The sequence below is a fragment of the Terrabacter terrae genome, assembly GCF_039529575.1.
In the GTDB taxonomy this organism is placed as follows: Bacteria; Actinomycetota; Actinomycetes; order Actinomycetales; family Dermatophilaceae; genus Terrabacter; species Terrabacter terrae.
The window spans coordinates 107,168-132,158 of record NZ_BAAANB010000020.1 but is presented as its reverse complement, the minus strand read 5'-3'; the positions used below and the strand labels follow the sequence as shown (position 1 = coordinate 132,158).

The 24,991-nt window shown below is 74.7% G+C and carries 21 protein-coding genes and 1 riboswitch; of the genes, 12 read left to right on the top strand and 9 right to left on the bottom strand.

Annotated features, from left to right (window positions below):
* Together ABD194_RS09670 and ABD194_RS09665 are read right to left on the bottom strand one after the other, a co-directional pair.
* On the bottom strand, positions 1-469 hold a 469-nt coding region (locus tag ABD194_RS09670), incomplete at its 3' end, for a hypothetical protein (RefSeq protein ID WP_343990679.1).
* Positions 470-607: 138 nt separating this feature from the next.
* Positions 608-1,585, bottom strand: coding sequence for an NAD(P)H-quinone oxidoreductase (locus ABD194_RS09665; RefSeq protein WP_343990677.1), 978 nt, complete (start codon positions 1,583-1,585; stop codon positions 608-610).
* A gap of 76 nt (positions 1,586-1,661) precedes the next feature.
* On the opposite strand from ABD194_RS09665, the gene ABD194_RS09660 reads away from it, so the two are divergent.
* Positions 1,662-6,206, top strand: a complete 4,545-nt coding sequence (locus ABD194_RS09660) for a hypothetical protein (protein ID WP_343990675.1) — start codon at positions 1,662-1,664, stop codon at positions 6,204-6,206.
* 3 nt (positions 6,207-6,209) lie between these two features.
* On the opposite strand, the gene ABD194_RS09655 is transcribed toward ABD194_RS09660, so the two are convergent.
* Both ABD194_RS09655 and ABD194_RS09650 read right to left on the bottom strand, forming a co-directional pair.
* On the bottom strand, positions 6,210-6,929 hold the full coding sequence (locus ABD194_RS09655; protein WP_343990673.1) for a Type 1 glutamine amidotransferase-like domain-containing protein: 720 nt from the start codon (positions 6,927-6,929) through the stop codon (positions 6,210-6,212).
* Between the two features lie 37 nt (positions 6,930-6,966).
* Positions 6,967-7,746 (bottom strand): IclR family transcriptional regulator, encoded by a 780-nt coding sequence (locus ABD194_RS09650; RefSeq protein WP_343990671.1) that lies wholly within the window; start codon positions 7,744-7,746, stop codon positions 6,967-6,969.
* 91 nt (positions 7,747-7,837) lie between these two features.
* Between ABD194_RS09650 and hutH the strand changes: the two genes are divergently transcribed.
* Together hutH and hutU are read left to right on the top strand one after the other, a co-directional pair.
* On the top strand, positions 7,838-9,406 hold the full coding sequence (gene hutH / locus ABD194_RS09645) for a histidine ammonia-lyase (RefSeq protein WP_425579970.1): 1,569 nt from the start codon (positions 7,838-7,840) through the stop codon (positions 9,404-9,406).
* An 81-nt stretch (positions 9,407-9,487) separates the two neighbouring features.
* A complete protein-coding gene (gene hutU / locus ABD194_RS09640; protein ID WP_343990667.1) occupies positions 9,488-11,143 on the top strand; it encodes a urocanate hydratase in 1,656 nt (551 codons plus the stop codon).
* Positions 11,144-11,175: 32 nt separating this feature from the next.
* Here hutU and ABD194_RS09635 read toward each other — a convergent pair whose 3' ends face one another.
* Positions 11,176-11,553 (bottom strand): DUF3253 domain-containing protein, encoded by a 378-nt coding sequence (locus tag ABD194_RS09635; RefSeq protein WP_343990665.1) that lies wholly within the window; start codon positions 11,551-11,553, stop codon positions 11,176-11,178.
* Positions 11,554-11,638: 85 nt separating this feature from the next.
* Positions 11,639-12,163, bottom strand: a complete 525-nt coding sequence (locus ABD194_RS09630; RefSeq protein WP_343990663.1) for an aminoacyl-tRNA deacylase — start codon at positions 12,161-12,163, stop codon at positions 11,639-11,641.
* Between the two features lie 86 nt (positions 12,164-12,249).
* Here ABD194_RS09630 and ABD194_RS09625 point away from each other — a divergent pair, with 86 nt between their 5' ends.
* From ABD194_RS09625 to hutI, 3 genes are read left to right on the top strand one after another with little or no spacing between them, the layout of a single operon-like run.
* Positions 12,250-13,482: an allantoate amidohydrolase gene (locus ABD194_RS09625; protein WP_343990830.1), complete on the top strand. Its 1,233-nt coding sequence runs from the start codon at positions 12,250-12,252 to the stop codon at positions 13,480-13,482.
* Entirely contained in the window at positions 13,479-14,813 is a 1,335-nt protein-coding gene (locus ABD194_RS09620) for a formimidoylglutamate deiminase (protein ID WP_343990661.1), read from the top strand. The genes ABD194_RS09625 and ABD194_RS09620 overlap by 4 nt, the downstream gene beginning before the upstream one ends.
* A complete protein-coding gene (gene hutI, locus ABD194_RS09615) occupies positions 14,810-16,015 on the top strand; it encodes an imidazolonepropionase (protein WP_343990659.1) in 1,206 nt (401 codons plus the stop codon). Before ABD194_RS09620 ends, hutI begins: the two co-directional genes overlap by 4 nt.
* Before the next feature lie 37 nt (positions 16,016-16,052).
* Here the strand turns inward: hutI and ABD194_RS09610 are convergent, their stop codons facing one another.
* Both ABD194_RS09610 and ABD194_RS09605 read right to left on the bottom strand, forming a co-directional pair.
* Positions 16,053-16,259: a DUF1918 domain-containing protein gene (locus ABD194_RS09610; RefSeq protein WP_343990657.1), complete on the bottom strand. Its 207-nt coding sequence runs from the start codon at positions 16,257-16,259 to the stop codon at positions 16,053-16,055.
* A gap of 259 nt (positions 16,260-16,518) precedes the next feature.
* Positions 16,519-17,058, bottom strand: coding sequence for a DUF1918 domain-containing protein (locus tag ABD194_RS09605; protein ID WP_343990655.1), 540 nt, complete (start codon positions 17,056-17,058; stop codon positions 16,519-16,521).
* Positions 17,059-17,273: 215 nt separating this feature from the next.
* Between ABD194_RS09605 and ABD194_RS09600 the strand changes: the two genes are divergently transcribed.
* Positions 17,274-18,308 carry a zinc-dependent alcohol dehydrogenase family protein gene (locus ABD194_RS09600; protein ID WP_425579969.1) on the top strand — a complete coding sequence of 345 codons (1,035 nt, stop codon included), beginning with the start codon at positions 17,274-17,276 and terminating at the stop codon, positions 18,306-18,308.
* Between the two features lie 112 nt (positions 18,309-18,420).
* On the opposite strand, the gene ABD194_RS09595 is transcribed toward ABD194_RS09600, so the two are convergent.
* The gene (locus tag ABD194_RS09595; protein WP_343990653.1) at positions 18,421-18,906 is read right to left on the bottom strand and encodes a DUF4235 domain-containing protein; all 486 of its coding nucleotides are present in this window, start codon (positions 18,904-18,906) and stop codon (positions 18,421-18,423) included.
* 72 nt (positions 18,907-18,978) lie between these two features.
* Positions 18,979-19,095: riboswitch (TPP riboswitch) on the top strand.
* 88 nt (positions 19,096-19,183) lie between these two features.
* On the opposite strand from ABD194_RS09595, the gene ABD194_RS09590 reads away from it, so the two are divergent.
* The 5 genes from ABD194_RS09590 (at position 19,184) to mptB (ending at position 24,972) form a co-directional block, all read left to right on the top strand.
* The gene (locus ABD194_RS09590) at positions 19,184-19,801 is read left to right on the top strand and encodes an ECF transporter S component (protein WP_343990651.1); all 618 of its coding nucleotides are present in this window, start codon (positions 19,184-19,186) and stop codon (positions 19,799-19,801) included.
* Positions 19,782-22,130 (top strand): ATP-binding cassette domain-containing protein, encoded by a 2,349-nt coding sequence (locus ABD194_RS09585; protein ID WP_343990649.1) that lies wholly within the window; start codon positions 19,782-19,784, stop codon positions 22,128-22,130. The genes ABD194_RS09590 and ABD194_RS09585 overlap by 20 nt, the downstream gene beginning before the upstream one ends.
* Before the next feature lie 62 nt (positions 22,131-22,192).
* On the top strand, positions 22,193-22,750 hold the full coding sequence (locus tag ABD194_RS09580) for a hypothetical protein (protein WP_343990647.1): 558 nt from the start codon (positions 22,193-22,195) through the stop codon (positions 22,748-22,750).
* A gap of 1 nt (position 22,751) precedes the next feature.
* The gene (locus ABD194_RS09575) at positions 22,752-23,348 is read left to right on the top strand and encodes a histidine phosphatase family protein (RefSeq protein ID WP_343990645.1); all 597 of its coding nucleotides are present in this window, start codon (positions 22,752-22,754) and stop codon (positions 23,346-23,348) included.
* Entirely contained in the window at positions 23,341-24,972 is a 1,632-nt protein-coding gene (gene mptB / locus ABD194_RS09570) for a polyprenol phosphomannose-dependent alpha 1,6 mannosyltransferase MptB (RefSeq protein WP_343990643.1), read from the top strand. Before ABD194_RS09575 ends, mptB begins: the two co-directional genes overlap by 8 nt.
* Positions 24,973-24,991: the final 19 nt, after the last annotated feature.

The following is a 24,991-nucleotide window of genomic DNA, read 5'->3' as shown; positions in this document are numbered from 1 at the left end:
TGGTGAAGCCCATCGTCTGGGTGAAGAACCCGTCCGAGTCGATGGCGATGGTGCCCCCGATGATGTCCGGACGCGCCTGGCGCAGCATGTCCATCGGCTCCTCCATCGCGTGCCGGAAGCGCTCCGGGTCGCTGAGCCGGCCCTGGATGACCTGGACGAAGCCGGCGTCGTCGCTGCCGCCGTCGAGCATCATCGTCACGTCTTCGCAGTCGTGGAAGGTGACCTCGCCGTCGAAGCAGCGGGACGCCTGCTCCCACCACGCCCCCTGCTCCGCCCTCGCGGAGTTCGCCTCCGCGGAGGCGCGCGTGTCGAAACGGACGACGCCGACGAACTCGCCGTCGTCGGTGATGCCGTACGTCCCGCCGAGGAAGCCGCTGGCCCCCGGCTCGAGCTCCTCGCGCCACCGGTCCATGTGCCGGTGGAGGGTGTCGGCGTCGTTGCACCGACCCTGGATCACTTGGATGAACACCGTGAACCTCCCATTGCCGTGAGTGGCCCCTCCGGAGCCGAAGAGACCCATCCGGCAACGGTATTGCGGCCCGGCGGACCTGTCAGCGGACGAGTCCGACACGGCCGGGATCCTCCCGGCGCAGCGGCCTGTCCGACCTCAGGTGGTGAGGAGGATCTTGCCGATGTGGCCGGAGGCCTCCATCTCCCGGTGGGCGTCGGCCGCCTCCTTGAGGGGATGGCGCGAGTGGATGACGGGCCGCACGCTGCCGTCCTCGACCAGCGGCCAGACGTGCTCGCGCACCGCCGCGACGATGGCGGCCTTCTCGGCGGCGGGGCGTGCCCGCAACGAGGTCGCGATGACGGCCGCGCGCTTGGCCAGCAGCTTGCCCATGTCGAGCTCGCCCTTGCGGCCACCCATGAGCCCGATGGTCACGAGGCGCCCGCTCGTCGCGAGGGCGTCGACGTTGCGGGCGAGGTACTTGGCGCCCATGTTGTCGAGGATGACGTCGGCGCCGTGGCCCTTCGTGAGCTCACGGACGCGCTCGACGAAGTCCTCCTCGCGGTAGTTCACGAGCATCTCGGCCCCGAGCTCACGGCATACGTCCAGCTTGGCCTGGCTGCCGGCGGTGACGGCGACGTGGGCGCCGACCGCCTTCCCCAGCTGGATCGCCGTGGTCCCGATGCCGGAGCTCCCGCCGTGGACGAGGAGCACCTGGCCGGGCTGGATGTTGGCGACCATGAACACGTTGGACCACACGGTGCACGCCACCTCGGGCAGGCCCGCGGCGTCGACGAGCGAGACCCCGGTCGGCACCGGGAGCAGCTGCTCGGCGGGCACCGCGACGCGTTCGGCGTAGCCGCCGCCGTCGAGCAGGGCGCACACCTCGTCGCCGACCTGCCACCCCTCGACGCCGTCGCCGAGCGCCGCGACGCGACCGCTGACCTCGAGACCCGGGTACTCCGACGCGCCCGGGGGCGGCGGGTAGTGACCGAGCCGCTGCATGACGTCGGCGCGGTTGACGCCCGCCGCGACGACGTCGACGAGCACCTGCCCGGCCCGGACCACGGGGTCGGGCACCTCGGCGAGGACGAGGCTGTCGGCGTCTCCGGGCTGGGGGATCGTGATGGCGCGCATGTGTCCGACTCTATTGAGGCGCGTGGTCTGTGGGTATTCGCCCCGTCCCCGGCGGCATCGCTGCCAAGGTATGGCCATGAGCGGTACAGGGGATCCGCGAGGGGCCGACGCGGGCGGGGGTGGCCGCCGCCCGGTCACCTCTCGTGACCTGCCGCACCTCGACTTCGTCGAGGAGGTGTTCCTCCCCGTCGCGCGGTCGCGTGCCTACGTCGGGGCGGACACGGACGCGTGGCTGAGGATGCTCGCCCGGGAGCTGCGGGTCGAGGCGGAGCGGGCGGTCCGCCCCGTCCCTGCCGATCTTCCCCCACCCCTCGGGCAGCCGTATGCCGGCACGTCACCGGGGCAGGCCACGGGACCCGCTGCCCCACCCACGTCGACCTCCGTCGCGCCTCCCCGGCCGACGGGCCCGGTCCCGCTTCCGGCGTCGACCCCGGTGCCGGTGCCGGTGGTGCCTCCTCCTCCCGTCGTGGTGAGCCAGCACGTGGGGCGCCCGGTCGAGCCGCCACCTCCCTCGGCGCTCCTGCAGTGGTGGGACCGCACCCGGGAGGCCGTGGGCTCGGACCTGGCCGTGCACGGGCTCGCCTACCTGGGTGTGCTCCTCTTCTTCGTCGGGGCCTTCGGCCTCGTCGCCTTCGCCTTCGGCGACGTGGCCCCGTCGATGCGGCCGCTCGCCGAGGCGGTGATCGCCGTCGCCCCCTTCGCCGCGGGAGCGCTGCTCCGGCGCCGCAACGCACTGGTCGTGGGGCGGGCGCTCGAGGTCGCCGGTGGACTGCTGCTGCCGGTCATGGTGGTGACGAGCTTCGTCGACGGCGTGGCCGTGCCACCGGACCTCGGTGGCGCGCTCCTGGTCGTCGTCCTGACGGCCCTCGTCGTCGCGCTCGCCCTCGCCTACGCCGCCTGGTCGCGGCGCGTGCCGGACAGCGCCCTGCGGTTCCTCGTGGCGCCCCTCGCCTGGCTGGCCGTGGGGCTGGCGACGATGGGGGTGGGCCGTGTCGTCCCGCAGGGCCGTGACGTGGCCGTCCCCAGCGCCTGGCAGGCCGCCGCGATGAGCGTCGCCCTCGCCGTGACGGTCGTGGCGGCGCGGTTCCCGTCGTCCGGTCGGCGCGCGGAGGCCCTGCTGCGGCCGGCGGTGCCCGGGCTCGTGGTCCTGGGGGTCCTGGACGGGCTGACGTGGCTCACGGGGGAGGCGCCGACGGTCGCCGTGCTCACCGGAGGCGTCGCGGTCCTGGCCGCGGTCGAGGGGCTCGCTCCGCGACTGGCCGGCTCGGTCACCTTCGCCCCGCCGCTCTGGTGGACCGTCGTCTGGGTCGTCTGCATCACCGGCCGCCCGGGCGACCTTCCCGCGACGGCCTGGGTCGCCGCGGTCGCGGGTCTCGGCTACGTGGCCATCCTCGAGGCCGCGGACGCCGGTGGGCGGGCCGCGCCCGCCCGGCTGCTCCCGGCGATCGGCCTGGCCCTGGCGCTCGTGTCCACCGGGGTGGACCCGCGGTGCTCGCTGTGGTCGTTCGCGGTCGCCTCTGTGTGGGCCGCGGTGCGGCGCGGCCACCCGTACGCCGCCCCCAGTTCGGCCAGGGCGTTCGACCTGGCGGCCGTGCTGGCGCCCGTCGGGGTGGCGGCGTCCGCCGCTCTCGTGTGGGACGGCCCGAGTGCGCTGGTCGTCGTCGGCGCGCTGATGCTGCTCCTCGCGGTGCCGGCCGAGCGCGGCTGGCTCACGCGCAGCCCGCACGACGCGTACTGGCACGGGTGGTACCTCGGAGCGAGCGTGCTCACGTCGGTCCTCGCCCTGGCCTGGTGGTCGGACGCGACCGCCGGCGCCGGCACGGCCGCAGGCGAGGGCACGGCCGCCTGGCTGGTGGCGGGAGCCGCCGCCCTCGTCGCAGCGGCGGGCCTCGTCGGTCCCTTCGCCGACGTGGTCCGTCCGGCTGCGGTGCTGGCCCCGACGGTCGTGGCATGGCTGGCTGCAGGCGTGGCGCTGGGTTCGTCGCTCACGGTTCAGGTGGTGGTGCCCGCGCTCGCCACCCTGCTTCTCGTCGTGCTCGCCCACGGAATGCCTGACCGGCTCGGCGCGCACCTGTCGGTCTCGAGCCGGGTCGGGCTCGGACTCTCCGGGCTGGTCGTCGGCTCGCTCGTCTGCCTGCCGGCCCTGTCCACCCGTTGGGGACTCGTCGTCGCGGTCGCGGCCTCGACCGCCGGCTGGGGCCTCACCGGCTGGTCCGACGCCCTCGACCGTTCCGTCGTCGGGGCCGCCCTGTGGCGAGCCGCTGCGCCCTTGGGCTGGCTGCCGCTCGGCGTCCTCGCCGCCGGCCTTCCGCTCGTGCTGGTGCTCGCCGCCGACCGCGCCGGCCTGCTCCCGGTCACGGACTCGTGGACGAGCTGTGTGCTCGCTGGAGTGTCTGTGGCGTATGCCGTCGCGACGCGGCTCCGCCTGCCCGAGCGGGTCGCCGTGGCTGCCGCGTGGAGCGCCTTCGGGCTGGCTCTCCTCGCGCCGGTGGCGGCGCACGCGCGGGTGCCCGCGGCTGCCGCGCTGGGCGGGCTCGTCCTGGCCGTGGCGGTGCTGGCCCCGGAGCGCCGGGAGCCGATGATGGCATGGACCGCCTGGCTCGCGCCGGCGCCGGCCCTCCTGCTGGTCGCCCAGGAGGTCTCCTCCTGGTTCGCGGGTCAGCCGCTCGGACTGCAGGCCGCCATCGTTCTCGTGGCCGTCGGCTCGGTGCTCCTGGTGGGGGCCGCAGGGGCAGACCTGCGAGGCCGCGGCTGGGAGCCGCGCCTGGTGCCGAGCCATCGAGCCCTGCTCGCACCGGCCGCGGTCGGGGCCGTCGAGATCGCCACGGCGGTGGCGCTCGCGGGAGCCGAGCGGACCTCTGCCACGACGGTGGCGGGCTGGGTGACGGTCACCGGCTGGGTGGCGGTCGCGGCGGGGGTCTCGCTGGCGGTGACGGCGATGCTGGCCCGCGTCGGTGCCCTGGTCGGCGTCGCCGTCGTCGTGGGATGGCTCGGCGCCGTCCAGCTCGCGGGGTCCCAGCTCGAGGGCCGGCCCTGGCTCGCTGCTGCGGCGGTGGCGGCCCTGCTCGCTGCTGCCCAGGCCCTGTCCCGGAGGAGCCCTGCGCCACCGGGTGGCCGGTGGTGGACGCGGTGGGACGGCGCGGTGCTCGTCGCGGCCGTTCCGGTCGCCCTGGCCGGGGTCGCACTGGGCGCCACGACCTCGGGGACCGATGGTGACCTCACGCTCGCTGCGGTCGGGGCCGAGTGCGCGCTGGTGGCAGCGCGGCTGCGGCGGCTGCCGGTCGTGCCGCAGGTGCTCCTCACCGCGGGCGCTGCGCTCGTGCTCCTCGGCTCCGGCCGGGCCGGCCCCGGGTGGCTCGCGCTCGCGCTGCTCGTCCTCTCGGTGGCGCTCACCGCCGTGGCAGCCGCCGCCACCTCTCCAGCCCGACAGGCGCTGCGGGCAGCGGCCGTCCTCACCGCGCTCGGCACCTGGCTCTCGGCGCTGGGTTGGCTCGACTGGTCCGCGCAACGGGCGGTGGACGCCACCGCGCTGGGGGCCGGGGCTCTCGCCACGGTCGCAGCCGTCGCCGCCCTCAGCGGGCGGGTGGACCGGGAGTGGCCCCTCGTCTGGGGCGGCGTGGCCGCACTGGCCGGGGCGGTGGCAGCTGCCGCGGTCCTCCTTCCCGGGGTGTCGACCGACACGAGCGCAGACTGGCTCCTCGTCGGCGGCCTCGTCGTCGTCGCGGCCGCCGTGGTGGCGTCCGCGGCCGCGCTGGGGGTGTCCTGGCAGCGGGAGGTTGGCACGGCATACGCCGTCGGAGCGGTCGCCGCGGCGCTGGAGGCCGCCGCTCTCGGCCCGGAGTCCCGGGTCTGGGCCCTGTCGTCGGTCGGCATCCTGTGCGCGCTCCTGCTGCTGGGCTGGGCACGGGGCCGCCACGTTGACACGTGGCAGGGTTCGCTCCTCGTGCTCGGCTGGGGCACGACCGTGCTCGCGCTCGCCGTGGCGGCCGGGCTGACGGAGCCGCCCCTGGTCGCCGCCCCGCTGGCCGTGGCGAGCATCCTGGCGGCCGCGACCGGGATGGCGCGACGCCTCCTGCTGCCGCAGCTGCTCGCCCCGGGGCTCGCGAGCGCGGCCTGGGTCGTCCTGGCAGTCGGGTCGCTGGGAGGCGACCCCCAGTGGGTCGTGGCGCCCGTCGGTCTCGCGGTCCTCGCCGCCGTCGGGCTGTGGCGCCGCGACCGGCGCCTGCGCGGCCTGGGCGCGTCGCACCCGGCGATCGTCCTCGTGGAGCGGTCGGGCATCGCCCTGCTCGTCGGCCCCTCCCTCGCCGCGGCCGTGATGACGCAGGTCGGCTACGCCGTCGTGGCCCTGGCCCTCGGCTGCCTCGTGTGCGGCTGGGCGGCGGTGACGCGAGTGCGCCGTCGGCTCTCGGCCGGGGCACTCGTCGTCGGGGTGTCGCTGCTCGTGCTCGTCGGGGTGCCCCTCGTCGACCTGCTGCCGAGCTGGAGCGGCGCGATGTTGTGGGCGCTCATCGGGGGACTCGGCCTGCTGGCGGTGCTGGCGGCGGCGCTCCTCGAACATGGCAAGGCCGCAGCCCGCTCCGGGATGGCAGGCGTGGAGCGGCTGACGGCGGGCTGGGAGTGAGTGCTACCCGGCCGGCGACTGCGCTGCTGCCACCGACACCACTCCCGGCGCGGTGGGGTCGGGCGTGACGTGCCAGACGCGGCCGGCGCCGACGACCGTGCCGTCCGCGCCGAGCCGCGTGCCCTCGTCGATGGCGACGGCTTGTGGCGCGAGCCCTGCGCCGACGACGGCGAGGGCGCGCGAGACGTTGCCCCACTGGGCGGCGTGGACGTCGACGGCCCCCTCGACGAGGCCGAGCCCCTCGACCACCGTCACCGGGTCGAGGTCCTCGTTGCTGTCCTCGGGACAGACGGGGAGCCCGTCGATGCGCCAGCCGCCGATGACCGCGTGGGAGCCCGCGATGGCAGCGCCGGCCGAGAAGCCGGCATACGGCATACCCCCGGTGACGAGCGCACGGATGCGGGAGTAGGCGCCCGCGAGGGACGCGTGGTACTCCGGCGTCGGGCCGCCACCGACGAAGAGGCCGTCGACGCCCTCGAGTGCCGCTGGGTCGAACGGCGTGCCCTCGGCGACGCGTTCGACGACGAGCTCGTGGCCGCCGACGAGGCCGAGCGTGTGGACGTACTTCTCGTGGTAGGCGAGGGACTCCTCGTCGGTGCCCATGACGACGAGCAGGATGCGGGGGGTGCCGCCGGCGCGGCGCCGGGCGGCCGCGATGAAGTCGCCGTAGAGCGTGGGCGCGAGGTCGTCGACCCAGCCGCCGCCGATGAGGTGCAGGTCCATGACCGGCACCCTAGGGAACAGAGGCGTCGTCAGCCGCTCATTTCCGAAGGGACGCCGTCGGGCTGGGACTCAGCCGTCGAGCGATGTCGGTGGCCGCGAGACGGGCTCGCCCGATGAGGTCGGCGACGTGCTCGGGACTGGCGTCGGCCGTGCGCAGGGTCAGCGCGATGGCGGCGAGCGGTCGGCCGGCGCGGTCGAGGACGGGGACGGCCACGGAGGAGAGGTCGGCCGTGACGGTGCCCTCCTCGCGGGCGTGGCCGTCGGTGCGCGTGCGGGCCAGGAGGCTGCGCAGCTCGGCGAGCGAGCTCGGGCCGGCTCCGTTGCGCTGCACGAACGAGGAGCGGTCCGGGTAGAGCGCGCGGACCTGGGGCGCGGGGAGTGTGGAGAGCATCGCGAGGCCGCTCGCGGTCAGGTGCGCGGGAAGGCGCACGCCGACGTCGGTGACGAGCATGGGCTGGCCGGGCGCCCGCTCCTCGAGGAGGTAGATGACGTCGCGCCCGTCGAGGGTGGCGAAGTGGGCGTTGCGGCCGCACTGGTCGACGAGCCGCCGCATGGGCGCGCGGGCCACGCGAGCCAGCGGCGCCTGCCGCTGGTAGGCCGACCCGAGCTCGTAGGCCGCCTGGCCGAGGCCGAAGCGCCGCTCCTCCACGTAGTGGGTGACGTAACCGCGTCCGTGCAGCACCTTGAGCAGGTGGTAGACCGAGCTGCGGGGGAGTCCGAGGTCTCGCGCGATGGACGCTGCGGGAAGTGGTTCGGCGTGGCGCGAGAGGTGCTCGAGCACGTCGAGTGCGTTGGCGGCTGCCGGGGCGTTGGACACTGAGGCCCACTTCCTGTGCGATCGACGACGTCTCGCATGCGAGACAATTGTCCCCCATGACGGGCCGACGCGCCAGCCCTGCGGCGGTTCGATGGGATGCATGAACGAACTCGCCAGCACCACGGTCGTCACGGTCGGCACCGGTCCGCTGTCCATCGCCGACGTCGTGGCCGTCGCCCGCCACGGCGCACGTGTGGAGCTCTCCACCGAGGCGGAGTCCGAGATCGCCCGCAGCCGGTCGGTCGTCGAGGCGCTCGCCGACGACACGGTCGCCCACTACGGCGTCTCCACCGGCTTCGGGGCCCTCGCCACGCGCCACATCCCCACGGCCCTGCGGGCCCAGCTGCAGCGCTCGCTCGTGCGTTCGCACGCCGCCGGCTCGGGCCCCGAGGTCGAGCGCGAGGTCGTGCGCGCGCTCATGCTGCTGCGCCTGTCGACCCTCGCGACCGGCCGCACCGGCGTCCGCCTCGAGACGGCGAGGGCGTATGCCGCCCTGCTGAGCGCCGGCATCACCCCGGTCGTGCACGAGTTCGGCTCGCTCGGCTGCTCGGGCGACCTCGCCCCGCTCTCGCACTGCGCGCTCGCCGTCATGGGGGAGGGGCCGGTGCGGCTCGCGGACGGCACGCTGACCGACGCCGCGAGCGCCCTGCGCGACCACGACATCGAGCCGGTCGTCCTCGCCGAGAAGGAGGGCCTGGCCCTCATCAACGGCACCGACGGCATGCTCGGGATGCTCGCCCTGGCCATCCACGACCTACGCCACCTGCTCAAGCTCGCCGACGTCTCTGCCGCCATGAGCGTCGAGGGCCTGCTCGGCACCGACGACGTCTTCGCCGCCGACCTGCACGCGCTGCGACCCCATCCGGGCCAGGCGGCCTCGGCTGCGAACATCCTTGCGGTCATGGCGGATTCGCCGATCCGCGAGTCGCACCGCACCGAGGCGTGCACGAGGGTGCAGGACGCCTACTCGCTCCGCTGCGCGCCGCAGGTGCACGGCGGCGCGCGCGACACCGTGGAGCACGCCGCTCGGGTCGCCGACGCCGAGCTGGCCTCCGCCGTCGACAACCCCGTCGTGACGCCCGACGGCCGCGTCGAGTCCAACGGCAACTTCCACGGCGCGCCCGTGGCCTACGTCCTCGACTTCCTCGCGATCGTCGCCGCCGACGTCGCCTCGATGGCCGAGCGCCGCACCGACCGGTTCCTCGACCAGGCCCGCAGCCACGGCCTGCCGCCGTTCCTCGCCGACGACCCGGGCGTCGACTCCGGGCTGATGATCGCGCAGTACACCCAGGCCGCGATGGTCTCGGAGCTGAAGCGCCTGGCCGTCCCCGCCTCGGTCGACTCGATCCCGAGCTCGGCGATGCAGGAGGACCACGTGTCGATGGGCTGGTCGGCCGCCCGCAAGCTGCGCCGGTCGGTGGACGCCCTGGGCAGGGTGCTCGCCATCGAGCTGCTGACGGCAGCACGCGGCATACGGCTGCGGGCGCCGCTGGAGCCCGCCCCGGCCACGGGCGCCGTCATCGCGGCGCTGCAGAAGCGGGCCGACGTGGCTCCGGGGCCCGACCGGTTCCTCGCCCCCGACATCGAGGGCTCCTGCGCGGCGGTGACCGGCGGCGACGTCCTCGCCGCCGTCGAGTCCGTCACCGGCCCCCTCCGCTGACTCCCCAACGGTTGAACGACACGGCCCACGATCACGAAGCACACGGCATACCAACGGTTTTCCCACTCGAAGGAGAGTGACATGGAAGGTGCACGACCCGTCCGCGCGCCGCGCGGAACCACCCTGACGGCGCAGTCGTGGGCCACCGAGGCCCCGCTGCGGATGCTCATGAACAACCTCGACCCCGAGGTCGCCGAGCGTCCCGACGACCTCGTCGTCTACGGCGGCACGGGGCGGGCGGCCCGCGACTGGAAGTCCTTCGACGCCATGGTCGGCACCTTGACGACGCTCAGGCAGGACGAGACCATGCTCGTCCAGAGCGGCCGCCCGGTCGGCGTCATGCAGACCCACGAGTGGGCCCCGCGCGTGCTCATCGCCAACTCCAATCTCGTCGGCGACTGGGCGACGTGGCCCGAGTTCCGCCGGCTCGAGCACCTCGGTCTGACGATGTACGGCCAGATGACGGCCGGCTCGTGGATCTACATCGGCACACAGGGCATCGTCCAGGGCACCTACGAGACCTTCGCGGCCGTCGCCGAGAAGCGCTTCGACGGCACGCTCGCGGGCACGCTCACCCTCACCGGCGGCTGCGGCGGCATGGGCGGCGCGCAGCCGCTCGCCGTGACGATGAACGACGGCGCCTGCCTCATCGTCGACGTCGACCCGGCGCGCCTGCACCGCCGAGTCGAGCACCGCTACCTCGACGAGGTCGCCGGCTCGCTCGACGAGGCCGTCGAGAAGGCGCTCGCCGCCAAGCGCGAGCGTCGCGGCTGGTCGGTCGGCGTCGTCGGCAACGCGGCCGAGGTCTTCCCCGAGCTGCTGCGTCGCGGCGTCGAGATCGACATCGTCACCGACCAGACGTCGGCGCACGACCCGCTGTCCTACCTTCCCGAGGGCGTCGAGATCGCGGACTGGCACGAGTACGCCGAGAAGAAGCCCGAGGACTTCACCGACCGGGCCCGGGCCTCGATGGCCAAGCACGTCAAGGCGATGGTCGAGTTCCAGGACGCCGGTGCCGAGGTCTTCGACTACGGCAACTCCATCCGCGACGAGGCGCGCCTCGGCGGCTACGACCGGGCCTTCGAGTTCCCCGGCTTCGTGCCCGCCTACATCCGGCCGCTCTTCTGCGAGGGCAAGGGCCCGTTCCGCTGGGCGGCGCTCTCGGGCGACCCGCGTGACATCGCCGCGACGGACAAGGCCGTGCTCGACCTCTTCCCCGACAACGACCGCCTCCACAAGTGGATCCGCGGCGCGCAGGAGCGGATCGCCTTCCAGGGCCTGCCTGCCCGCATCTGCTGGCTCGGTTACGGCGAGCGCGACAAGGCCGGTCTGGCGTTCAACGAGCTCGTCCGCACCGGCGAGGTCAGCGCCCCGATCGTCATCGGCCGCGACCACCTCGACAGCGGCTCGGTCGCCTCCCCGTACCGCGAGACCGAGTCGATGGCCGACGGCTCCGACGCCATCGCGGACTGGCCGCTGCTCAACGCCCTCGTCAACACGAGCTCGGGCGCCAGCTGGGTCTCGATCCACCACGGTGGTGGCGTCGGCATCGGCCGCAGCCTCCACGCCGGCCAGGTGTCCCTCGCCGACGGCACCGACCTCGCGGCGCAGAAGCTCGCGCGCGTCCTCACCAACGACCCCGGGATGGGCGTCATCCGGCACGTCGACGCCGGCTACGAGCGGGCCGACGAGGTCGCGCACGAGCGTGGCGTCCGCATCCCCATGCAGGAGGGCTGAGGGCGTATGCCGGCCGCGACGGGGGAGCCGGGTCAGCGGGGTCGGCGGACCCGGATCGGGCCCTTCGCGTGGTCCGGGTCGATGACCCGGCCGCCCTGCGTGATCTCGGCGCGGCCGTCCGCGACGAGCCGCCGGGCAGCGGAGCGGGCCGACTCCATGAGGTCGCGCCAGTCCTCGCCGCCGACCGCCCGGGCGACCTCGCTGGGGCACACCGACGCGTCACGCGCGCGGGCCTCGAGCAGCGACTCGAGCGAGTCCTGCAGGTCGAGGTCGACCTGCGTCAGGCCGTGCTTGCGGCAGCTGTCGGAGCACCAGCGCACCGACTCCCAGTCGCGGGCCCACGCCTTGCGCCAGGTGATGGTGCGGCCGCAGCGGGCGCACGGCTTGGTGGGCAGCGCGGATCGGGACATGTCAGCAAGTGTGCGCCACGCTGGCCTCTCGACCGGTCGGCACCCGCATGAAGTGGCCTCTCGACGGTCGGAAGGGGAGGACAGGTCAGGACGGCTTGCGGGTCTCCTCGTCGGAGATGTCGGCGACCGTCGCCTCGAGGACTCGGATGACGTCGTCGCCCTCGAGCGTCAGGCCGACGCCGTGCGCGCCGCCGCCGATGGAGATCCGGCGCCCGACGAGGTGGCTGTCGGCGATGACCGGCAGCCGGGTCCGCGAGCCGAACGGCGTGATCGTCCCGCGCTCGTAGCCGGTGACCGTCAGGGCGGCCTCGGCGTCGGGCATCGAGATGCGGTTGGTGCCGAGCAGGGCCCGCACCTTCGCCCACGAGAAGGTGCGGTCGCCGGGCACGAGGACGAAGACGTGGTCGTCCTCGGCGCGGCGCACGACGAGCGTCTTGATGAGGTCGCGCGGCTCGATGCCGCGGGCGGCGGCCGCCTCCGCGAGGCTGCTCACGCGTCCGTGGCGCGTGGCCGTGAAGGGGATCCCGGCCGCCCGCGCGGCCTCGACCGCCGGCGTGCTGATCTCGGCGGTGTCGGGTGCCTCGGGTACGTCAGGTGCGTCGGACGACATGGGCGACAGCCTAGTTTCGGGACCGGCCGGTGCGGCCGACAGGGCAAGGGGTGGACGTGACGACGAGCTTCGAGAGCTTCGACCGGATGTGGGCGGACCTGGAGCCCATCGGCCGTGACCCCGGCACGGGCGGCTACCGCCGCTTCGCCTGGACCCGCACCGACCACGACCTGCGCGAGTGGTTCGCCGGCGAGTGCGCCGCCCGCGGCCTCGACGTCGTCGAGGACCGCGCCGGCAACCAGTGGGGCTGGTGGGGCGATCCCGACACGACGCCCGGCGTCGTCGTCGGCTCGCACCTCGACTCCGTCCCCGACGGCGGAGCCTTCGACGGCCCGCTCGGCGTGGTCAGCGCCCTCGCGACCGTCGACGCCCTGCGCGCCCGGGGCATCGAGCCCGACGTGCCGCTCGGCGTCGTCAACTTCGTCGACGAGGAGGGCGCCCGCTTCGGCATCGCCTGTGCCGGCTCGCGCATCATCACCGGCGCGCTGGACGCCGACCGCGCCCGGGGGCTCACCGACGCCGACGGCGTCTCGATGGCCGAGGCCTGGCGCAGCGCGGGTCGCGACCCCGCCACGCTGGGCCGCGACGACGAGGCCCTGCGCCGCGTCGCCGCGTTCGTCGAGCTGCACGTCGAGCAGGGCAAGGCGCTCGCGGTCGCAACCGACGGCGGCGACGACCTCACCGACCCCGCCCGCGCCGTCGCCATCGGCACCGATATCTGGCCGCACGGCCGCTGGCGCATCGATCTCCCCGGCGAAGCCAACCACGCCGGCACCACCCGCATGGCCGACCGGCGTGACGCCATGCTCGGCCTCGCCACCGTCGTCCAGGCGGCGAGGTCGTATGCCGTCGCGCTCGGCTGCGTGGCCACCGTCGGGAAGGTCCACGTCGTCCCGGGTGGCGTCAACGCCATCCCCAGCCACGTCAGGGCCTGGCTCGACGCCCGGGGCGAGCGCGAGGAGGCCGTGCGCGCCGCAGTGGACGCGGTCTCGGAGGAGGCCGCACGCTTCGGCGCCACGACCGCGGAGGAGTCCTGGACCCCCACGACGACCTTCGACACGGGGCTCGTGGAGCGGCTGCACGGCATACTCCCCGACGCGCCTCTGCTCGGGACGGGAGCCGGGCACGACGCCGGCGTCCTCGCCACGCACGGGGTGCCGAGCGCCATGCTCTTCGTGCGCAACCCCACCGGCGTTTCGCACTCACCCAGCGAGTCCGCGGGCGTCGCGGACTGCCACCATGGGGTCATGGCCCTCACCGCTGTCGTGACCGCCCTCAGCACGGGGAAGGCCGCCGAGCCGGCGGGTGAGCACCGATGACCTCGTTCTGGTGCGAGAGTGCCTGGCTCACGGGTGGATTCGCCGACCGCGTCCGGCTCGTCACCCAGGACGGCCTCTTCAAGGACGTCCAGGTCGACGCGGACCCCGAACCCGACGACGTCAGGCTCGCCGGGGTCACGCTCCCGGGGATGGCCAACGCGCACAGCCACGCCTTCCACCGGGCCCTCCGCGGGCGCGCCAACGGCGGCGGTGGCAACTTCTGGAGCTGGCGCGAGCAGATGTATGCCGCCGCGGAGCAGCTCAACCCCGACACCTACTTCGCGCTCGCGCGGGCGGTCTTCGCCGAGATGGTGCTGGCCGGGATCACGGTGGTGGGCGAGTTCCACTACGTCCACCACCGTCCCGGCGGACACCCCTACGGCGACCCGAACGCCATGGGGCTCGCGGTGCGCCAGGCCGCCGACGAGGCCGGCATCCGCCTCACCCTGCTCGACACCTGCTACCTCGAGGGCGGCCTCAACGGCGGCGGCCACGTCGAGCTGCACCCGGGCCAGCGCCGGTTCAGCGACGGCACGGTCGAGGCCTGGGCGGCCCGCATGTCGGCGCGCCGGCCGGGCACCGACCGGGTGCGCCTCGGCGCCGCCATCCACTCGGTGCGAGCCGTGAAGCGGGAGGACCTGCCGAAGGTCGTCGAGGCGGCGGGCGACCTGCCCCTGCACGTGCACCTGTCGGAGCAGCACGGCGAGAACCTCGCCTGCCAGATGTACTACGGCGCCACCCCGACCCAGCTGCTCGACGAGGCGGGCGCCCTCGGAGCCCACGCGACGGCCGTGCACGCCACCCACCTCGAGGACCACGACATCGAGCTGCTCGGCGGCACCGGCACGGGCGCGTGCTTCTGCCCGACGACCGAGCGCGACCTCGCCGACGGCATCGGTCCGGCCCGGGCGCTGCACGACGCGGGCAGCCCGCTCTCGCTCGGCTCCGACCAGCACGTCGTCATCGACCCCTTCGAGGAGCTGCGCGGCATGGAGATGCACGAGCGCCTCGTCACCAACGAGCGCGACCGCTTCTCGGCCAACGACCTGCTCCTCGCTGCCTCCTTCAACGGCTACCGCGCCCTCGGCTGGTCCGACGGCGGCCACCTGAGCAAGGGCGCCCTGGCCGACTTCGTGACCGTGCGCACCGACACCGTCAACACCGCCGGCGCCGCCCGCGACCAGATCATCTACGCGTGCGTCGCCTCGGACGTGTCGACGGTCGTGGTCGGGGGTGACGTCGTCGTCAGCGACGGCCACCACCGGATGGGCGACGTGGGACGCATGCTCGTCGGTGCCATCGACCGGCTCACGGTTGGTGCCCACGTGTGAGCCTGCTCCTCACCGGCATCTCCGAGCTGACGACGAACGACCCCGCCCGGGCCGACTGCCACGCCGACCCCGGCGACAGCTTCCTCGGCATCGTCCGGGACGCCGCCGTCGTCGTCTCCGGCGACGGCACCATCGAGTGGGTCGGCCCTGCCGGCAGGGCACCCCAGGCCGACGAGCGGCGCGACCTCGGTGGCCGCGCCGTCATCCCCGGCTTCGTCGACTCCCACTCGCACCTCGTCTTCGCCGGGGACCGCTCCGCGGAGTTCGCGGCGCGGATGACCGGGACGCCCTACGACGGGGGCGGCATCGCCGTCTCGGTGGCGGCCACGCGGGCGGCGAGCGACGACGAGCTGCGCCGCCTCGTGGCCGGCAGAGTCGCCGAGATGCGCGCCCAGGGCACGACGACGGTCGAGATCAAGAGCGGCTACGGCCTGACCCTCGAGGACGAGCTGCGCTCGCTGCGGGTCGCCCGCGAGGTCACCCCGCACACGACCTTCCTCGGCGCGCACGTGGTCCCGAGGGAGTACGCGTCCGACCGGGCAGCCTACGTCGACCTCGTGACCGGCCCCATGCTCGAGGCGGTCGTCGCCGACGGGGCCACGGCCCTCGCCGAGAGCATCGACGTCTTCTGCGAACCGCACTCGGCGCACGCCTTCGACGGCGACGAGGCTCGCACCGTCCTCGAGGCCGGCCGCGCCGCCGGCCTGGCGCTGCGCGTCCACGGCAACCAGCTCGGCCACGGCCCCGGCGTGCAGCTGGCCTGCGAGCTCGGCGCCCGCAGCGTCGACCACTGCACGTTCCTCGGCGACGACGACGTCGACGCGCTCGCCGCGGCGCGGGGCACGACGGTCGCCACGCTGCTGCCGGGGGTCGAGTTCTCGACCCGGTCGCCCTACCCGGACGCGCGTCGACTGCTCGACGCCGGTGTCGACGTGGCGCTCGCCAGCGACTGCAACCCGGGCACCTGCTACTCCTCGTCCATCCCGTTCGCGATCGCCCTCGCCGTGCGGGAGATGGGCCTGACGCCCGCGGAGGCGCTGCACGCCGCGACGGCCGTCTCGGCGCGCTCGCTCGGCCTCGACCGCCGCGTCGCGCCCGGACAGCCGGCGGAGCTGGCGGTCCTCGACGCGCCGACCCACCTGCACCTCGCCTACCGCGCGGGGGTCCCCATCGTCCGCGCACTCAACCTGCCGCACTCCTGACCCGCAGGCCTGGTCGCAGCCCGGGCAGGAGCCGGCGCTACGAGCCGGCCGTCTCCTCGGCGCGCTCGCAGCGCAGCACCGACCCCGGGCCGGGGTGGATGAGCCCGGTGTGGCCGTCGGACCACTCGACGACGTACGGCGGGCCGCCGTCCACGCCCTTCACCTCACGGACCGTGCCCTCGCGGGTCGCCTGTCCCACGTGCTCGGCCGCCATCGTGATGCGGTCACCGACCCGTGCCTGCATGGCACACCTCCTCGCGCCGGGGTCTTCCTGCTCCTAGGAGACCACTCCGCGCCGCGGCTGGCGAGGGTTTCGGGGCGCTCAGTCCAGCACCCGCTCGCCCTAGCGCGGCACCGACACCGCGCAGTCGAACCGCCCGCGTATGCCGTCCCGCCAGCGCTCGCTCGACGGCCGGCTCCCCGTGCACGACGGGACGCTCTCCGGTGACGGGGCGGCACCCTGACCTTCCCGGCGGCGCCGAGCAACGTCGGCGCCGGCCTCGTCACGTGACCCGGACGTGCGCCTCCTCGCCCGTGCGCCTCTCGATCGTGTGCTCGGCGTGCTCGATCAGCTCGTCGGCGAGGTGGCGCAGCGCCCGGGCCACGGCGACCTCGTCGCCGATCTCGTGCTCGGCCGTGTCGTCCGTCGAGCGGTGGCTCGACCCGCGGGCGCGCAGCCGGTCGGGGGAGTCGGCGACGAGGACCACCGTGGCCGTGGTGTCGTCACCGGCCTCGAGCAGCGAGACACGCACCTGCCACTCGCGGAAGTGGACCGGTTGGGCGTGCTCGGCGTGCTCGGCGCGTTCGCCGTTCCCAGTCCCGGCACGGGTCGGCGTCACCACCGGCTCCTCGTGCCCCGGCGTCCCGACGCGCAGGACGGAGCCGGGCCCGGGGTAGATGAGACCGGTGTGGCCGTCACCCCACCGCACGACGTACGGCGGCCCCCCGTCCGCGCCGCGGACCTCGAGGACCTCGCCGTCCCGGGTGGGTTCGTCGATGTGCTCAGCCGCAAGGATGATGCGGTCTCCTACCTGCGCTCTCACCGTGGCCTCCTCGGGCGTGGCGTGGATGGGTCCGTGGACAGGTCCGTGGACGAGTCCGCTTCTGGGTGCGTGACCAGCACAGCACCGGCGACCCCCGCCCGCGAAGGGCCAGAGGTCGTCCCGGCCGGAGGACCTTGGGCCCTTGCCGGGTGGAGACCGGCGCGGTCCAATCGGGAGGTGCGCCGTCGCACCGGGGCCGCGAGCCGGAGAGAGCCATGAGGTCGATGCACGCCTGGGTCGTCGAGGAGCCCGGTCCGCTGCGTCGGCGTCCCCTCGTGCGCGCGGAGCTGCCCATACCGGAGCCCGGCCCCGGCGAGGTGCTCGTCCGGGTGCACGCCTGCGGGGTGTGCCGCACCGACCTGCACGTCGTCACGGGCGACCTGCCGCGGCACCGGCACCGCGTCGTGCCCGGGCACGAGGTGGTCGGTGAGGTCGCGCTCCTCGGGGAGGACGCGCACCGCTTCGTCCCGGGCGACCGCGTGGGGGTCGCCTGGCTGCGCACCACGTGCGGCGCCTGCCGGTGGTGCCGCGCGGGACGGGAGAACCTCTGCCCCTCCTCCCGCTACACCGGCTGGGACGCCGACGGCGGCTACGCCGCGTGGACCGTCGTGCCGGAGGCGTATGCCTACCGGGTGCCCCCGTCGTTTCGCGACACCGACGCGGCGCCCCTGCTCTGCGCCGGCATCATCGGGTACCGGTCGCTGCGCCGGGCGGAGCTGCCGCCCGGGGGACGGCTCGGCATCTACGGCTTCGGCGCCAGCGCCCACCTGACGGCCCAGGTCGCGGTCGCCCAGGGCGCCGAGGTGCACGTGCTGACCCGGGGCGCCGCGGCCCGGGCCCTGGCCGCGGAGCTCGGGGCGGCGTCGGTCGGCGGGGCGCAGGACCTGCCGCCGGTCCCGCTCGACGCCGCGATCCTCTTTGCCCCGGCCGGCGAGCTGGTACCGACCGCCCTCGAGGCGCTGACGCCCGGGGGCACGCTGGCCCTCGCGGGCATCCACCTCAGCAACGTGCCCGTGCTCGACTACCAGCGGCATCTCTTCCCCGAGCGCAGCCTGCGCAGCGTCACGAGCAACACCCGCCAGGACGGCGAGGAGTTCCTGCTGCTGGCCGAACGGCTGCACCTGCAGGTGACGACCACGCCGGTGCCCCTCGACAAGGCCGACCGGGCGCTCGAGGACCTCGAGGCCGGCCGGGTCCGGGGCGCAGCGGTGCTCGTGCCCGAGCCCTTCGAGTCACAGCCCTTCGAGTAGGCGTCAGCCGACGGGGGCCCAGCTCCCGGCAAGGGGGGCCGGCGAGGGCGACCGGCGACGGAGGACCGGGTGAGGAGGACCAGCGAGGGGGCGGGGGAGCCCGCGGGAGGGGTCAGCGGCGGCCGGTGGCCTTGTCGATCGCCTTCTGGAGGGCCTTCTCCGACTTCGCAGAGGCCTTCGCCTTCGCCTTGGCCATCTTGCGCGCGGCCTTCTCGTCCTCCGGGGAGACCTTGTCGTCCTCGAGCGCCTTGGGCAGGTGGCCGGTGGAGCGGCGGTAGTACGTCGCGGCGCCGCGCTCGGCGGCGACGCGGGCGGCGGCGACCGCCATCGACGACAGCGCGGTGAAGAGGACGACGTCGCGGGTGCGCTCACGCTCGAAGTCGCCCTTGACGGGCACGTTGCGGCCGGTGGCGAGCTTCCAGCCCTTCTGGGCGGCGTCGGTCGCGAGCTTCGTCGCGACGAGCGTGGTGCCGACGCTGAGGATCTTCCAGACGGGACCGCCGACCGGGGTGTGCTGCGTCGTGCCGGCCTTCGCGGCACCCTTGCGCGCGGCCTTGTCGGCCTTCGCGAGCGCCTTCTTCGTGTCCTTGGAAGCCATGGGCTGACTGTACCCACGCCGCCTCCAGGTCTCACGGGTAGAGTCGGCCCCACAACTGAAGAGCACGACCACCCATCACGACAGGGGAGCGCGACACGCGCTGAGAGTGCGGCAGCCCCAAGGGCCGAGCCGCAGACCCTCGAACCTGCTCCGGTTAGCACCGGCGAAGGAAGTCGGTATTTCTCAGGCCACCGCACGGCATACGTCATCGACGTGTCCGCGCGGGCGGCTTCCCCCAGGTATCCACTTGCCACCACTGGAACCCGGGAGACACACCATGTCCACCACCATCACCGCGAGCGGGCCGCTGACCCGCTGGCGCACCATCGACCTGCTCACCTGCGCCTTCCTCGGGGTCGCCTTCGGCGTCGCCTACTGGGCATGGGCCCTCGCCTATGCCGTGCCGTCGAACTTCGTGTCGGCCGGCTTCCCGCCGCTCGGCGCGCTCCTCAACTGGCCCTGGCTCGTCGCCGGGATGGTCGGGATGCTCGTCATCCGGCGTCCCGGCGCCGCCGTCTTCACCGAGCTCATCGCTGCCGTCGTCGAGTCGCTCATCGGCAACCAGTGGGGCGGAGCGGCGACGCTGCTCTCGGGGTTCCTCCAGGGCCTCGGCGTCGAGATCGGCTTCGCCCTCTTCGGGTATGCCGTCTTCCGCTGGGCGCCGCTGCTGATCGGCGGCTTCCTCGGCGGTGCCTTCGAGGCCGTCTACGAGTGGTACTCGTACTGGACCGACTGGGGGTGGGGCTACAAGATCGCCTACCTCTTCCTGCTCGGCGGCTCCGTTGCCGTCTTCGGCTCGCTCCTGGCCGTGGGCCTGACGAGGCTGCTGGCGAACGCGGGGGCGCTGAACCCGTTCCCGCCGGGGCAGGAGGTCCGTGAGCAGCGGGCCGTCTGACCGGGTGCAGGCGGCGCCGGCGTCCAGCAGGCCCCCGGCCCCGACGGCGGCCGGCGTCGCGCTGGACGTGGAGGACCTGACGTGGCGGCCCTTCGGCCGGTCCCGTCCGGTCCTCGAGGGGCTCGACCTGTCCATCGCGCCCGGCGAGCGCGTGCTGCTCGCCGGGCCGAGCGGGTCGGGCAAGTCGACGCTGCTGCGTGCCCTCGCCGGCCTGCTGCTCACCGCCGACGCCGGCGAGCTGTCGGGCCGCGTCTCGGTCGGGGGACACGCCCCGCAGGAGGTGCCCGGCGAGGTGGGCCTCGTGCTGCAGGACCCGGGAGCCGGCGTCGTCGCCTCGAGCATCGACCGTGACGTGGCCTTCGGGCTGGAGAACGTGTCGCTGGCTCGCGAGCAGATGCGGGCCCGGGTCGAGACGGCGCTGCGCGAGGTCGGCCTGACCATGTCGCCCGACAGCCCCCCGACGACGCTGAGCGGTGGGGAGTCGCAACGGCTCGCGCTCGCCGGCGCCCTGGCCATGGAGCCCTCGGTCCTGCTGCTCGACGAGCCGACGGCCATGCTCGACGCCGCCACTGCGGCGGAGGTCCGCGCGGTCGTGGCCGAGGTCGTCGCTCGCCGCGGCCTCACCCTCGTGGTCGTCGAGCACCGGCTGGAGGGGTGGCTCGACCTCGTCGACCGCCTCGTCGTGCTCGACGCGTCCGGGGCGGTCGTCGCCGACCGCGAGCCGCGTCTCGTCCTGGCCGAGCAGGGCAGCACTCTTGCGGCCCAAGGCATCTGGGTTCCCGGCGTGCGCGACCCGGAGCCGCTGTCGGTGGTGCTCGAGCACGTGCCCGGAGCCGCTGCCGGCACGGTGGAGCAGGGGCGGGTCGTCGCCGGCGCGTCAGCCGTGCGGGTCGAGCACCGCAGCCGCCGGCTCGGTGAGCGCTCCCGCACCACCCTCGCCGTCGACGGGGCCCACCTCGACGCCAGGGCCGGACGGTCGCTGGCCCTGGTCGGGCCGAGCGGTGCCGGCAAGTCCTCCCTCATGGCCGCGCTCGGCGGGCTGCTCGCCCCCACCCGGGGAGCGGTCGACTTCGCCCTGCCACTCACGCCGGCGGCGACGGGCGGCGGCCCCGCTCGTGAGCGCCTGACGCCGCCGCACGACTGGTCCTCCCGCGACCTGGCGCGCGTGGTCGCCTGGGTGCCGCAGCGGGCCGCCACGGCGCTCGTGGGCCGCACCGTCCGTGACGACGTGCTGACGACGCCGCGGGCCCTCGCCCAGGACCCTGTGGTCGCGGAACGCCGCGCTGACGCGCTGCTCGGCGCACTCGGCCTCGCGCACCTGGCCGATGCCGACCCCAGCCAGCTCTCCGGCGGGGAGCAGCGCCGCCTCGCCATGGCGTCGGCGGTCGCGCACGGCCCGGCGCTCGTCCTCGCGGACGAACCGACCGTGGGGCAGGACCGCCTCACCTGGGCGGCGGTCGCGGGCGTGCTCGCCGCAGCGCGGGACGAGGGGGCCGCCGTGGTGGTCACCACTCACGACCCCGGGGTCGTGGACGACGCCGACCGCGTCGTCCACGTCCCGCCACCCATCCAGCCCGCTCCCGATCCCGTGCCGGACCGCCACCCCCTCCTCGCCCGCGTCGGTCCCCTCGCGCTGCTCGCCGCCGCGTTGTGCGTCCTGCCGCTGCCGGGGCTGCTCGACAGCTGGCGGCAGGGTCTGGTCGTCCTCGCGGCCGAGCTCGCGCTGGGCCTCGTCGGGCTGCTCGCGCCTGGAGCCGGTCGGGCTCCGGTGGGACGGCTGAGAGGGGTGCTCACCCGCCTGGCACCCGCCGCCCTGGCCGTGTTCGGGGTGGCGTGGTCGGCGTGGCTGCTCGGAGGGCGCGACCTCGAGGTCGCCGCGGGCGCGGCGCTGCGCGTGCTCTGTCTCATCCTGCCCTCGGCCGTCGTCTTCGGCTTCCTCGAGCCCGAGTCGCTCGGCGACCACCTCGCCCAGCGGCTCCGGCTGCCGGCGCGGCCCGTGGTCGCCGCCACGGCCGCGCTCCAGCGACTGCAGGGGTTCGACGCGCTGTGGGCCGAGCTCATGGCCACTCGCAGGGTGCGCGGCATCCGGGCCGACCGGGGTGTGCTCGCCCGCGTCCGCGAGGCAGTCGTCGTCACCGGCGGCCTGCTCGTCGGTGCACTCGGCCAGGCGTCCGCGCTCGCGCTGGCGATGGACGCCCGCGGCTTCGCCGAGGCGCGGAGGCGCACGTGGGCCGGCCGGGCGCCCTGGCGCCTGCCCGACACGCTCGCGCTCGGAGCAGGCCTGCTGGTGGTGGCCGTGGCGGTCGCGGCGCGGGTGCTGCTGCCCTGAGGTCACCGCGGGGCAGAATGGGCGGCGCACACCTCGCGACAGGAAGGGGCCCGCACGTGCCCATGCCAGGCCGACCCCGCCCAGCCACCCGCGCCAGCTGGACCCGCGGGACCACGGGCGGGCCGGGCGCACCCCGGGCGTATGCCGTGCCGTCCCTCGCGCTGGGCGCCTCGATGGCGCTCGTGCTGGGCCTGGCGGCGTGCGGACAGCCCACCCCACAGTCGCCGGACGACTCGGTGGCGCCGACCGTGAGCGTGCCGGTGCAGCCGACCCTGACGCGTGACACACCGGACGACGACGTGCCGAACCCGACCGACTCGACGGCCGCGAGCGACGGCGGGCTCTTCGACGCATCGTCGAGCCTGAGCGCCGCCACGTGCGTGCCGACCGGGGACTCGTGGAGCTTCTCCGGGACGCTGAAGAACTCCGACACCGAGGAGCACACCTTCACGGTGGCCGTCTTCCTCGTCAAGACCTCCGACGGCTCCGACGTCGTGAGCAAGGAGGTCGACGTCAAGCTGGCGGCCGGGGCCAGCGCGCCCGTCACGATCCGGAACTTCCACACCGGGCCCAAGGCGGGCGTCGAGTGCCTGAGCGGCGTCACGGTGAAGGGCCTCTGACGTGCGGCTCTTCCTCGTGCGGCACGGCCAGACCCACGCCAACGTCGCCCGCCGGCTCGACACCGCGGTGCCGGGGCTCGACCTCACCGACGAGGGGCAGGCGCAGGCCGAGGCGCTCGCCGAGCGCCTCGGCGGCGAGGACCTCGGGGCGATCTACACCTCCGACCTCGTGCGCACCCAGCAGACCGCACGCCCCCTCGCGGAGCTGCTCGGGCTCGAGATGGTCGTGCTGCCCGGGCTGCGCGAGATCCAGGCCGGCGACTACGAGATGTCCACCGACTGGCAGCCCTACATCGACGCGGTGGCGCGGTGGCGCGACGAGCCGCACCACGCGATCCCCGGTGGCGACACCGGCACGGGCTTCCTGCTGCGCTACGAGGAGGCGATCGCCCGGATCGCCTCCGACGGTCACGAGTCCGCGGTTGCCGTCAGCCACGGCGCGGCCATGCGGGTGTGGTGCTCGGTGTCCCTCGGACTGCCGCCGGAGTTCTTCGACACCCGGCGCCTCGACAACACGCACGTCGTGACGATGGAGGGCGACCCCGGGCAGGGGTGGCAGCTGCTCGCGTGGGGTGACGAACCGGTCACCCATGGCTGAACCCGCTGGCCCGTCGCACCTGGCAGCGCCGTCCGAGGCGACCGGCGCGGCGCGGGGCCGGGCCGGCAGCTGGCGCTGGGTGGGCTGTGCCGGCGGCGTCGTCCTCGCCGCCGCCTCCTGGGGCTCGGGGGCGCTGCCGCGACCCAACCGGCACGTGCTGTGGCCGGGCGTCGCGTCGTGGTCGCCGAGTGGCGGCTCGCCGCTGCTCGCCAGCGTCTCGGTGGTCGCGATGGCGCTGCTCGTCCTCGCCTGGTGGAAGCTGCGCGACGCTGACGTGTCGGTCCGGTGGTGGTGGGCGACGGTGGCCCTGTGGTTCGCGCCGCTCGTCCTGGCCATGCCCCTCTACAGCCGCGACGTCTACTCGTATGCCGCACAGGGCCTCCTCTGGGACCACGGCCTCAGCCCCTACGACCACGTCGTCCGGGAGCTCGACTCGCCGTGGCGGGCCTCGACGGCGCCCACCTGGCTCGACACCGCGACGCCCTACGGGCCGGTGTGGCTGGTGCTCGCGCGCGCGGTCGCGTCAGTGTCGGGCGAGCTGTGGGTGGCCCTCCTGCTGCTGCGCCTGCTCGCCGTCGCCGGGGTCGCCGTCCTGGCCTGGGCGGTGCCCGACGTCGCCGGTCGCCTGGGCTGGTCACCGGTGCGCGCGACGTGGCTCGGCGTCGCGGTCCCGCTCGTCGGTGCCCACTTCGTCGGCGGGGCCCACAACGACGCGCTGATGGTCGGCGGTGTGCTCGTCGGTCTCGCCCTGGCGCTGCGCCGGCGGTTCGTCGTCGCCTGCGTCGTGGTCGCGCTGGCCGCCATGGTCAAGGTCACCGCGGTCGTGGCGCTGCCCTTCGTGGCGCTGCTGTGGGCCCGGCGCCTCGGGAGCGCGCCGGCCACGGCGACGGAGCGGACGGCATACGTCCGCTGGACCTCGGTGCTCCGAGCGGCGGTGCTGACGACGGTCTGCGCCGGGACGTCGATGGTGCTCGGTGGCCTCGTCACCGGGCTCGGGTTCTCGTGGCTCAACCCGACCGCGACGCCGGGCAGGAACGAGCAGTGGACGTCGCTGCCGACGGCGGTCGGCATCGCCGTGGGCGCGGGCGGGCACGTGCTCGGCCACGACGAGTGGCGCGAGCCGGCCATCACGACCGCACGGGCCGTCGCCCTCGTCGTCCTCGCGCTGCTGCTCGTCCTCGTGTGGCTGGCAGCGGCCAAGCCGGCGGACGTGCGCGGTCTCGGCGACGAGGTGGCGGCCGAGGAGGCGAGGTTGCGGCCGGTGCGCGGTCTGGCGTGGGCCCTGCTCGCCGTCGTCGTGCTCGCCCCGGTGTTCCTCGGCTGGTACTACCTCTGGGTGCTGCCGCTCTTCGCCGTCTCGCTGGGGCACCTGTGGCAGCCCCGGCTCGAGCGGCCGCTCGCGGTCGTGGCGACGGTCGTCTGCTTCGCGACCCTGCCGGAGGGCTACAGCCTCGGGCTGACCACGACCGCGGTCGGGGTGCCCGTTGCGCTCGTCGCGCTCGTCCTGCTCGTCTGCCGCGGGTGGCGCACCGCTCGCCGCACCGACTGGCGCCACCTGCTCGACCTCGACCGTCCTCTGGTGCTGAGCCGGCAGGCAGCCGACGTCTCCAGCCCTCGCTGTTGAGGCAACGGCGCACCTCTGG